At 70.4% G+C, this 10753-nt stretch carries 9 protein-coding genes; 5 read left to right on the top strand and 4 right to left on the bottom strand.

Annotated features, from left to right (window positions below; all coding sequences use genetic code 11):
• Positions 1-142: 142 nt before the first annotated feature.
• Both E5671_RS39820 and E5671_RS39815 read left to right on the top strand, forming a co-directional pair.
• Complete coding sequence (locus E5671_RS39820) at positions 143-604, top strand: universal stress protein (RefSeq protein ID WP_160509082.1); 462 nt, start codon at positions 143-145, stop codon at positions 602-604.
• Positions 605-727: 123 nt separating this feature from the next.
• Positions 728-2146 (top strand): amino acid permease, encoded by a 1419-nt coding sequence (locus E5671_RS39815; protein WP_160509081.1) that lies wholly within the window; start codon positions 728-730, stop codon positions 2144-2146.
• A 26-nt stretch (positions 2147-2172) separates the two neighbouring features.
• Here the strand turns inward: E5671_RS39815 and E5671_RS39810 are convergent, their stop codons facing one another.
• Positions 2173-3417, bottom strand: a complete 1245-nt coding sequence (locus E5671_RS39810) for a CapA family protein (protein ID WP_160509080.1) — start codon at positions 3415-3417, stop codon at positions 2173-2175.
• 289 nt (positions 3418-3706) lie between these two features.
• On the opposite strand from E5671_RS39810, the gene E5671_RS39805 reads away from it, so the two are divergent.
• Entirely contained in the window at positions 3707-4222 is a 516-nt protein-coding gene (locus tag E5671_RS39805) for a hypothetical protein (protein ID WP_160509079.1), read from the top strand.
• Positions 4223-4372: 150 nt separating this feature from the next.
• The gene (locus E5671_RS39800; protein ID WP_160509078.1) at positions 4373-5026 is read left to right on the top strand and encodes a zf-HC2 domain-containing protein; all 654 of its coding nucleotides are present in this window, start codon (positions 4373-4375) and stop codon (positions 5024-5026) included.
• Between the two features lie 18 nt (positions 5027-5044).
• Here the strand turns inward: E5671_RS39800 and E5671_RS39795 are convergent, their stop codons facing one another.
• From E5671_RS39795 to E5671_RS39785, 3 genes are read right to left on the bottom strand one after another with little or no spacing between them, the layout of a single operon-like run.
• Positions 5045-5905, bottom strand: coding sequence for an Fpg/Nei family DNA glycosylase (locus tag E5671_RS39795; protein WP_160509077.1), 861 nt, complete (start codon positions 5903-5905; stop codon positions 5045-5047).
• Between the two features lie 10 nt (positions 5906-5915).
• Entirely contained in the window at positions 5916-8045 is a 2130-nt protein-coding gene (locus tag E5671_RS39790; RefSeq protein WP_160509076.1) for a SpoIIE family protein phosphatase, read from the bottom strand.
• 42 nt (positions 8046-8087) lie between these two features.
• Positions 8088-9227 carry a DUF6777 domain-containing protein gene (locus E5671_RS39785; protein WP_160509075.1) on the bottom strand — a complete coding sequence of 380 codons (1140 nt, stop codon included), beginning with the start codon at positions 9225-9227 and terminating at the stop codon, positions 8088-8090.
• A gap of 107 nt (positions 9228-9334) precedes the next feature.
• On the opposite strand from E5671_RS39785, the gene E5671_RS39780 reads away from it, so the two are divergent.
• The gene (locus E5671_RS39780) at positions 9335-10753 is read left to right on the top strand and encodes a lipase maturation factor family protein (protein ID WP_160509074.1); all 1419 of its coding nucleotides are present in this window, start codon (positions 9335-9337) and stop codon (positions 10751-10753) included.

The following is a 10753-nucleotide window of genomic DNA, read 5'->3' as shown; positions in this document are numbered from 1 at the left end:
ATCGACCCTAGGAAGGGTCGGCCGGTGCCGCCCGTCGAGACGGTGCCGCTCGGCGAGAGGGTGCCGCCCGTCGAGAGGGTGCGCGCCGCCCCGGCCATGGGCGCCCTCAACAGGAACGGGGCTCTCCGTTAGCCTCTCGGCTGTGACTGAAGACCACTCCCACCAGTTCGAACGCGGCACCGACGGCCCGAAGGTGATCCTCGTCGGTGTCGACGGGTCGGACTCCTCGCTCAGGGCCGCGGCATATGCCGGAGGCCTTGCGCGGCGGCAGCGCGCCTTGCTAGCCGTCGTCTACGTGCAGCCGGTGATGGCCGCGGGCGCCGCCCTCGGCGCCCCGGTGGCCGACGCGACCGATGAGATCGCCGAGGGACTGATCACCGAGATCAGAGACGCGGCCGAGCGGGTGAAGGACATATTCGATGTCCGCTGGGAGTTCCACACCTTCCGTGGCGACCCGTACAGCGGTCTGGTCACAGCGGCGGACGACCTCAAGGCGGACGCCGTGGTCGTCGGCGCCTCCGAGCAGGCGGGCCACCGGATCGTCGGCTCGGTCGCCGTGCGCCTCGTCAAGGCGGGCCGCTGGCCCGTCACCGTCGTTCCGTGACCCACGGCCGCCAGGCTGCTGAACCCTCACACCTATGAGGGGTGTGGCGTCTTCCGTCATGCTCACGCCTGCGCCATCATGATCCGCCATCAGCCGACTGCCGTCCGCGAAAAGGTGGAGCTCATGGCGGGACTCCGGATGGGGCACGGCGTCATGCGCCGCAAGCCCATCGAACACATCGAAGAGACCGAAGCGGGTGGCGGGCTCACTCGCACGCTCGGCCTCTGGCAGCTGACCGCGATCGGCGTCGGTGGCATCATCGGCGCCGGCATCTTCACCCTCGCCGGGACGGTGGCCAACGGCACGGCCGGGCCCGCCGTCCTCATCTCCTTCCTCATCGCCGGTGTCGCGAGCGCGGCGGCGGCCTTCTCGTACGCCGAGTTCGCGGGCCTCATCCCGAAGGCGGGATCGGCGTACACCTACGGCTATGTGGTGCTCGGCGAGCTCACCGGGTGGTTCATCGGCTGGGACCTGCTCCTGGAGTACACGGCGATCGTGGCGGTGGTCGCGATCGGCATCTCGGGCTACTTCAACTTCCTGCTCAACGACATGGGCGCCCAGTTGCCGAACTGGATGCTGGGCGCGCCCGGCACCGGGGACGGCCACAAGGTCGACCTGTTCGCCGCGGTGCTGTGCCTGCTCATCGCCTATCTGCTGACGCTCGGCATCAAGAACGCGGCGCGCTTCGAGATGGTCGTCGTCGTGCTGAAGGTCATCGTCGTGATCGTGGTGATCGCGGTCGGGTTCTTCCACATCAACACCGGGAACTACGAGCCGTTCTTCCCCTTCGGCGTCAGCGGGGCGTTCACGGGCGCGGCCACCGTGTTTTTTGCTGTCTTCGGCTACGACGCGATGAGCACCGCGGCCGAGGAGTCCAAGGACGCGCAGCGCCACATGCCGAAGGCGATCCTCTACTCGCTCGCGATCTCGATGGTCCTGTACGTCCTCGCCTGCCTCGTCCTCACGGGCATGCAGAGCTACAAGGACATCGACCCGGAGAGCGGCTTCTCCACCGCCTTCAAGTCGGTGGGCCTGGGCGGTCTCGCCGACGTCATCGCGATCGGCGCGATCATCGGCATCCTCACCGTGATGTTCACCTTCATGCTGGGCGTCACCCGCGTCTGGTTCAGCATGTCGCGTGACGGGCTGCTGCCGAAGTGGTTCGCCAAGACGCACAAGACCCGGCACGTGCCGACCCGGGTGACGTGGATCGTCGGGTTCGCCTCGGCCGCCATCGCCGGTTTCCTGCCGATCGGCGAGGCGGCCGAACTGACCAACATCGGGATCCTGTTGGCGTTCGTGGTGGTCTGCATCGCGGTGATCGTGCTGCGCTACAAGCAGCCCGATCTGCCGCGTACGTTCCGCTGTCCCGGAATGCCGGTGGTGCCCGCCATCGGGGTCGTCTTCTCCATCTGGCTGATCACGTTCCTGCAGTGGCAGACGTGGGCGCGGTTCGCTGTGTGGTTCGCGCTCGGCCTTGTCATCTACTTCGCTTACTCGTACCGGAAGTCGGAGCTGGCCAAGACCGACCGCGTTCCCTAGCCGGGCCGCTCAGGCGGCGCTCTCGTCTACCGGCCCATGACCAGACCGTCCTTCCCCGCGTCCCGGCTCAGGACGACCCGGCGGATCCGGTCGCGGATGTCGGCGACGTCCTCGCCGCGGTCCAGCGCCGCGTTCAGATTGATCACGCGTCCCTCGTCCGTGTCGAACCACTGGGGGATGAACTCGGCCTTCTTGACCTTCCAGCGTCCGCCGGGCTCCGCGGGCGGGGCGAACGTGAAGCGGCCGAGCGTGCCCTGATTGCCCCGCGGGTCGTTCTCGCCCTCGTGGTTGACCATGTCGCCGGCGATCTGGTCGCCCATGCCGTAGATGACCCAGGTCTTGTTGACCTTCTCGTACGCCTGCGGGACGTGCGCGTGGGTGCCCAGGATCAGGTCGATGTCGGGGCGGCCCTTTGTGCGGGACGCAGTGAGCTGCTTGCCGAGTCTGAGCTGGCGGCGGTCAGGGGCGTCCTGCCACTCCGTGCCCCAGTGGACCGAGACGACGACCACGTCCGCGCCCGCCTTCCGCGCGGCGCGCGCGTCCTCGATGATCCGCTCGCGCTTCATGAGGTTGACCGTCCAGGGCTTGCCCTTGGGCATCGGATAGCCGTTCGTTCCGTACGTGTACGCGAGCTGCGCCACCTTCGCGCCGCCCGCCCGCATCCAGGCGGGGGACTTGCCCTCGTCGGCCGTGCGGCCCGAACCCGCGTGCTTGACGCCTGCCTTGTCGAGCGCGGCGAGCGTACGGCGCACCCCCGCCGCGCCGTCGTCGAGCGTGTGATTGGAGGCGGTGGAGCAGGCGTCGTAGCCGGTGGCCTTCAGGGCGCGGGCGATCTGGGGCGGGGATTTGAAGCTGGGGTAGCCGGTGTAGTCGCCGTTCTTCCCGTAGACCGTCTCCATGTGACAGATCGCCAGATCGGCCTTGGACACGACGCGTTTGACCCCCTTGAGCATCGGCTCGAAGTCGTAGCCGTCGCCCCCCGCGTCGGCGTTGGCCCTGCGGATGATGGAGGAGTGCGGGAGGACGTCCCCGGATGCGACGAGCGTGAAGGCGCGCGGAGCGTCCTGGCCGCCACCGGCCGCCGAAGGCGCCGGCGGCGAAACCTCCCGATCTCCGTCCCGTGTTCCTTCCTGATGTCTCTCGTTCCGGTGCTTCGGATTCCGCTCCTGTGCGGCTTCTGTATTCGCCGTGCAGGCGGCGGTCGCGGCGAGAGTGGCTCCGATCGTTACGGCGGTCAGAACGGCTGTTCCCTGCGGGGTGCGCTGCGTCATCGACCAGGCTCCGTGAATGGGGGATATTCGGCGAAACGAATCCACATTCGGACACACTGTCGAGTCAAGCAGCAATGCCGTCATAGTCCCCGAAAAGGACTTAAATCATCCGGCCATGTGACACGAAGAACAGACCGGCTCCGACCTGCGACGAAACCGAGGGCTGAGTCAAAGCTCCGTAAAGCGCCTTGCTCGGAGGCCCCTCCGGGTAATCGGCTGTCCTCATCCGTGTTCCGGATTGGGGGCCAGAGGCCGGCGACGCGCACGGATCGGAGGAAGGCGAGACGGGATGCTGCACGAGAGCCGAGGAAACGCGGAGGGCCCGAGTGGTGGCGAACTGGCCGTACCGATGGCGTGGTTGTACGCCGAGTACATCGCGGACGAATTACTGCGTACCGGCGATTTGATGCCGCCGACATCTTTCGAGTACCGCGCGGGGCGTGACGCTCTGGCCCTGACTATTTTCCTTTCCGACACAAAGGGCGAGTTGTCGGGCATTCGCGTGGTCTCCCAGCTGGAGACCTGGCTGTCCCTGACGGCCTACGACCAGCCGTGGCAGGACTGGGTCGGCGAGCGGATGGCCGCGCTCGCGGCGGACGCGGTCGCCTCCGGTGAGCCAACGCCCGATCTGGACCTCGCCGACCTGGCCTGGCGGTGGCTGGAGGAGACGGAGCTGCTCGCGCCGGATCTGGACGCGGTGCCGGGCGGCGGGTCGCCGTGCGGCGAGGACGACGGGCCCAAAGTGTGGACGGCGGCCTGGCGCCTGGGGCTGCCGCTCGGACACCTGGCGATCCATCTGTTCTGAGGCCACGGCGGAGACGTTCCGACACCGCGACGAGGCGCCCTGACGCCCCGCGCGCGTGTTCGCGTCCCGCGTCTTGAGTGATTAGGCGGTCCGCTGCGTACGGGAGGGCAGGAAGCACCCCCCTGCCCGACTCGTCACGCAAGGAACGCCATGAGGTCCCTGGAGCGGCATCGCGACGCCGGCGCCTACGCGCTCGGTGTCCTCGACGCGGCGGACACCTTCCGCTTCGACGACCACCTCATGGCCTGCCCCGAGTGCCGGGCCCTGGTGGCGGAACTCGGCCCGACGGCCCAGCAGTTGGCTGCCTACGTCCGTCTCACGCCGCCCCCCGTCGAACCGCTCGCCGTGCCAGGACCCGGCCTCGCCGACCGGCTGCTCGCCGAGGCCGGGCGGCTGCGCAGGGCCGGGCGCAGGCGGTGGGTGTGCGCGGTCGCGGCAAGCGTCGTACTGGCGCTCGTGGTGCCCGCGACGGCGGTCCTGCGCGCCGGGGGGCCAGGACCGGAACAGATCTCCGCACGCGACGGCCGCACCGGCGTCTCGGCGACCCTGACCGCGCGGGGCCGCGACTGGGGCACGGACATCGGGCTCCGTATCCGCGACCCGGAAGGCGCCCGCGTCTGCGAGCTCGTCGCCGTCGGCACCGACGGCTCCGAGCAGACGGTGACGACGTGGAAGGTGCCCGCGGGCGAGCCCTCGGCCACGCTGTCGACGCAAGGCGGCGCGGCGATGCCCCGCGACGGCATCGCCCGCTACGAGGTGCGCACGACAGACGGCCTGCGTCTGCTGACCTTGCGGCGCCCCTGAACTCCCCCTCTCGCCCGGCTACTTCAGGAGCCTCGACATCCTCCGGTCAGCCAGTGGCTTCCCGCCCGTCTGGCAGGTGGGGCAGTACTGCAGCGAGGAGTCGCTGAAGGAGACCTCGCGGATGGTGTCGCCGCACACGGGGCACGGCTCGCCGGTGCGGCCGTGGACGCGCAGGCCGCTCTTCTTCTCCGCCTTGAGGCGGCCCGCCGCGATTCCGCGCGAGCGCTCCACCGCCTCGGTCAGCGTGGTCCGCAGCGCCCCGTACAGCCCATGGACTTCCTCATCCGTGAGGCTCGATGTGAGTTTGAACGGGGACATGCGGGCCGCGTGCAGGATCTCGTCGCTGTACGCGTTCCCGACGCCCGCGATCAGGCTCTGGTCCCGCAACGCGCCCTTGATCTGCCGTCGTTCGCCCGCCAGGAGACCGGCGAAGCGGTCCTCGTCGAAGCCCGGGGCCAGCGGGTCGGGGCCCAGGCGGGCGATGCCCGGGATCTGTGCCGGGTCGTCGGTCACGTACACCGCGAGGCGTTTCTGCGTGCCCGCCTCCGTCAGGTCGAAGCCCTCCCCCGTCTCCAGGGCGACGCGCAGCGCGAGGGGGCCCTTGCCGGGGCGGGGCGTGCCGTCGGGGAGTCGGTCCTTCCAGTGCAGCCAGCCCGCGCGGGCGAGGTGAGTGACCAGGTGCAGGCCGTCCGCGTCGAGGTCGAGGAACTTGCCGTGGCGGGCCACCGCCGTGACGGTGCGCCCTTCGAGGGCGGAGAGCGGCGGGTCGTACGTCTTGAGGACGCTGATCGCCGCGGGCAGTACCCGGATGATCTCGTGGCCCACCAGGTGGTCGTCGAGGAAGGCGCGCAGCGCCTCGACCTCGGGGAGTTCCGGCATCCGCTCGCTCCTAACCCTGGCTTTCCCGATTCTGGCTTTCCCGGCCCTGGCTTTCCCGACCCTGGCTGTCGCGACCCTCACTTTCCCGCGCGGGCACGATGAACTCGCACCACACGCACTTGCCGCTGCCTCGCGACTCGACACCCCACACGTCCACCAGCATGTCCACCAGCAGCAACCCCCGCCCCGACACCCCCGATTCCCCCGCCTCCCGGCGGCGCGGCAGTGCGCTGGAGGAGTCCTCGACCTCGACGCGCAGCCGCCGGTCGCCGCCGCTGATCACCCGCAGGGTCACGATCGCCGCGCCGTCGGTGTGCATCAGCGCGTTCGTGATCACCTCGTCCGCCACCAGCTCGATCTCGTCGGCGCGCTCCCGGGCGCCCCAGGCGCGCACCGCGGCCCGGATCATGTGCCGGGCCTCGGCAAGCGCCTCCGGGTCCCCGGGGCCCACATGCTGCTGGAGGCGGCCGCCGGACCGGGGAGCGTCGATCAGGCGGCGGCGCAGGAGGAGCAGCGCCGCGTCGTCCTCGCCGCCCCGCTCGTCCACGATCTCGCAGAGCCGGTCCGCGAGCTGCTGGAGGTCGCGCGGCCCCGAGCAGGCGAGATCGCCCAGGGCGCGCAGACCGTCGTCGAGGTCGGCGCCCGGCTCCTCGATGAGGCCGTCGGTGAAGAGCAACAGGGTCTGGCCCGCGTCGAGTTCGAAGGTGGTGACCGGGTATTCGAGACGACCGAACTCGGCCGAGAGCCCCAGCGGGAGACCACCGTCGACCGGCACCCTGCGACAGCTCCCGTCGGTCTGCTGGAGGAGCGGGTCGATGTGGCCGGCCCGCACCAGCTGGACCACGCCCGAGTTCAGGTCGGCCTCCGCGTAGAGACAGGTGGCGAAGCGTTCGGTGTCCAGCTCGTGCAGGAACCCCGAGGCGCGGGCCATGACGGTGGCCGGCGTGTGCCCCTCGGCGGCGTAGGCGCGCAGCACGATGCGCAGCTGGCCCATGACGGCCGCCGCGTGGGTGTCATGGCCCTGTACATCGCCGATGACCGCCCCGACACGGCCACCGGGCAGCGGGATCACGTCGTACCAGTCGCCTCCGATGTCGCGGCCGAGCGCCGCCGAGCGGTAGCGGACCGCGACGTCGGCGCCGGGCACGCCGGGGATGGTGCGCGGCAGCATCGCCTGCTGGAGGCCCTGGGCGAGGTCCTTCTCCTGCTCGTAGAACATGGCGCGCTGGAGGCTCTGCGCGATGCCGCTGCCGAGGGCGACCAGGACGTTGCGCTCCTCCTCGGTGAAGCCGGTCTTGTCCTGGTAGAGCAGGCCGAGCACGCCGATCGGCTTGGCCTGCGCGATCAGCGGCAGATACGCGGCCGCTGTGATGCCCAGCTTGTCTATGTGCGGCCACAGGTCCGGGTACGACGCCGCGAACTCCGCGGCCGTCTCGATGAACCGCGGCGAGAGCGTGCGCACGGCATCGCTCATCGGGTACCGCTCGTCGATCCGCGTGAACTTGGTGCCCGGCACGAAGCTGCCCACGGGCCCCTCCGCGACCAGCCGGATCCGCCCGGCCTCGACCAGGCCCATGACCAGGTTCGATGCGCCCAGGTGCGCGAGGCCGTGGGTGTCCTTGAGCACGTCGATGACGTCCCGGACGGTACGGGCGTGCGCGAGGGCCGCCGTGGTGCCCTGCACGATGCTCGTACGGCGGCGGCGGTCCTCCTCCTCGTCGGCGCGCTGGTGCCGGGCCGTGCTGTCGCCCAGTTCCTGGGTGGCGTCACGGATGATGCCCACGATGCGGCGCGGCCGGCCCGTCCCGTCACGCTGGATGAACCCTTGGGTATGGGTCCAGCGGAGTCCGCCGTCGCGCAGCCGGATGCGGAAGTAGATGCCGTAGGTCCGGCTGCCGTCCTTGAGCGCGTGCGAGACGTAGGCGTCGAGGCGGTGTGCCTCGACCGGCGGGACCCGTACGCCGAGGCTCGTCGGGTGGCCGTCGTACTCATCGGCCCGCACGTCGAAGACTTCGTGGCCGGCGGCGTCGAGATGCATCAGGCCGCTGTCGAGGTCCCAGTCGAAGCAGCCTGTGTGGTTGAGAGCCAGGATCGACCGTGGATCCGCTGGCCAGTCGTCCGGCAGTGACGTGGGCGTCATGACACTTCATGATTCTTCGCTGTCGGGCCCGAGCGCGCACGCTCAGCTCTGGAAAGTGCCGGGATCGTCGGTCGGAGGAGCGTCACCGGTCCCGTCACCGGGGTCTTCCTGGGGCGGGGGCTGCACCGTGTCGTCCTCCGGCGTCCTCGGCTCGTCCGTGGGCGGGGTGGGGCTGCTCGACGAGGGCGCGGGCGTGGGGCAGCCCGGAGGGATCTCGGACGGGGTGCCGGTGGGCGGCTCCGTGCCCGGGTCCGGGAGCGGCGTGGGGCAGTCCGTGGAGGTGGTGCCCGGGGCGGTGGGGGTGTCGCTGTCGTCCGGGTCGCTCGGGTCGCTCGGGTCGCTCGGGGACGGAGTGGTCGGGGTGGGTGTGGGGGTCGGCGTCGGGGTCGGGTCCGGGGGCGGCACGGTGTGGTCGTCGCCGCCGTCCTCGTCGCCGGTCTTCCGCTCGATCCAGGTGTTGTCGACGATGTTCACGATGGTGATGTTCACGATGATCTTCGGAGCCGGAGTCACCACCACGACCTGCGCCGGGCGGTAGCCGGACCACGGCTCGCCCTGGTGGCTCGGGGTGCCCTTGAGCGCGACCGGCGGCTTCAGCGGGTTCCCGCAGGCGCACCGCACGCGGGGCAGCCCCCGGTTGTCGACGAGGACGGCGGTGCCCGTCTGCAGCACGGACTGGAAGCTGGTGGCACCGCCGTCGCGGTAGCCGTGGTTGGTGACGCGGGTGTCGGCCCGCAGCACGACCGGCGTCAGACCGCGCAGGAAGCCCGGGATGCCGGCCTGGGAGATGCCCGACGCCTGGGCGAAGGCGCGGCCCTTGCCCTGGTCGGCGGTGAGGAATCGGACCTGGGCGTCGACGTCGCAGCTGCCGAGCGAGTGCGTGCCGCCGTACAGCCCTGGCGTACCGCCCGAGAGGGAGCGCACGCCCTGGGCCGTGGGCGAGGAGGTTCCCGTCGGCGACGGCTGCGGCGAACGGGTGACGGGCGAGGGGGACGCCGTGGACGTCGCGGTGGAGTCGGTGAACGGATCGGGGCCCTGGGCGGCGGCCGGCTGCATGAACAGTTCAGGGCCGCTGTCGGCGGAGTTCTTGCCGCCTCCGCCGGAGCATCCCGCGACCGCGAGGGCCGCGGATATCGCGAAGACCGTCGCGAAGGTCCTGGTGGGCCTGGTGGGCACACGCACCGTGCTCTCCCGCCTGCTGTCGGGAACTTTGCCCCATTCTCTTGGGCAGTCGCAGCCGCCGCGCAAGCCGGGAGGGGAGCCGGGCGGGTTTGGCGCAAGATGGCCTTGTGGAGTGGTTCACAGCGGAGCAGTACTGGCTCGGCCGCCTCGTCTTCCAGCGGGCGCTCGCCGCGCTCTACCTCGTCGCGTTCCTCGGCGCGGCGCTGCAGTTCCGTGCGCTGATCGGGGAGCGCGGCATGCTGCCGGTGCCGCGCTACGTCGAGCGCGTGCCCTTCCGCCGGGCGCCGAGTCTCTTCCAGCTGCACTACTCGGACCGCTTCTTCTCCCTCGTGGCGTGGTCGGGCTGCGCCTGCGCCCTCGCGCTGCTCGCGGGCGCCGACGGTCTCCTCCCCCTGTGGGGCGGCATGCTCCTGTGGGTGGTGCCGTGGGTCCTGTACCTCTCGATCGTGAACGTGGGGCAGACCTGGTACGGCTTCGGCTGGGAGTCGCTGCTCCTGGAGGTGGGCTTCCTCGCCGTCTTCCTCGGCAACGACGAGACGGCACCCCCGGTCCTCGTCCTCTTCCTGCTGCGCTGGGTGCTGTTCCGCGTCGAGTTCGGGGCCGGGCTGATCAAGATGCGCGGCGACGCGTGCTGGCGCAAGCTCACCTGCCTGTACTTCCACCACGAGACACAGCCGATGCCGGGCCCGCTGAGCTGGTTCTTCCACCATCTCCCCAAGCCGGTCCACCGGATGGAGGTCGCGGCGAACCACTTCACCCAACTCGTCGTGCCCGTCCTGCTGTTCACACCGCAGCCGGTCGCGACGGCCGCGGCCTGCCTGATGATCGCCACCCAGCTGTGGCTCGTCCTGTCGGGGAACTTCGCCTGGCTGAACTGGCTGACGATCGTGCTCGCCGTCTCCGTCGTGGACCTGGGCGGCGCGGGAGCACCGTCGACGTCGCCCTCTCCCCCGCTCTGGTACGAGGTGGTCGTCATCGCTGTGACGGCCCTGATCCTGGGGCTGAGTTACCGGCCCGCGCGCAATCTGTTCTCGCGTCGGCAGATCATGAACTACTCCTTCGACCCGCTCCATCTCGTCAACGCGTACGGCGCGTTCGGCAGCGTCAGCCGCGTCCGCCAGGAAGTGGTCATCGAGGGCACGGCGGACACGGCACCCCGCCAGGAATCGGAGTGGCGGGAGTACGAGTTCAAGGGCAAGCCGGGCGATGTGCGCCGCTGGCCCCGGCAGTTCGCGCCCTACCATCTGCGGCTCGACTGGATGATGTGGTTCGCCGCGCTCTCCCCCGCCTACGCGCGGTCGTGGTTCGGCCCGCTGGTGGAGCGGCTCCTGGACGGCGACCGGGACACGCTGCGGCTGCTGCGCCACGTCCCGTTCCCGCCGGACGCGCCTCCCACGTACATCCGCGCCCGTCTCTACCGCTACCGCTACACGACCTGGCGCGAGCTGCGGGAGACGGGCGCCTGCTGGGAGCGGACGTACGTGCGGGAGTTTCTGCCGCCGACGCGGGTGTCGTCGCCCCGGTGA

This window comes from Streptomyces sp. BA2 (assembly GCF_009769735.1).
Classification (GTDB): Bacteria; Actinomycetota; Actinomycetes; order Streptomycetales; family Streptomycetaceae; genus Streptomyces.
This window is presented reverse-complemented; position numbering and strand designations above follow the sequence as displayed.